Annotated in this window: 1 pseudogene; it reads right to left on the minus strand. The window is 70.1% G+C overall.

The window, feature by feature from the left end:
• Nucleotides 1–355: pseudogene (locus tag OO68_RS48995) on the minus strand (AAA family ATPase); the annotation flags it as partial.

A 355-nucleotide genomic window follows, 5' to 3' on the forward strand; every position in this document is an offset into this window, starting at 1 on the left:
CCTCATCCTTCAGCGCAACGCCGATCGAACGCTTGAACGCGTCGGGCCAGCGTGCGCCGCCCTTGTTGAGCAGGGTTGCGGCCTCCGCCCAGTCGACTGCTTCGGCGATGCCCGGCGCCTTGCTCAGCGGCTCGCGGCGCAGCCGGCCGACCGCGGCGACCACGGCGCGAGCTGTGGCTTCGGCGACGCTGGAGGCCCGCATCATCACGATCCGCGCCTCGCGCTCGGCGTTCGGATAGTCGATCCAGTGATACACACAACGCCGCCGCAGCGCTTCGTGCAGATCGCGGGTCCGGTTCGAGGTCAGCACCACCACAGGATGCTCGGCGGCGCGGATCGTGCCGCGTTCCGGGAT

Origin of the sequence: Streptomyces iakyrus (assembly GCF_000717055.1) — a bacterium.
GTDB classification, from domain to species: domain Bacteria; phylum Actinomycetota; class Actinomycetes; order Streptomycetales; family Streptomycetaceae; genus Streptomyces; species Streptomyces iakyrus.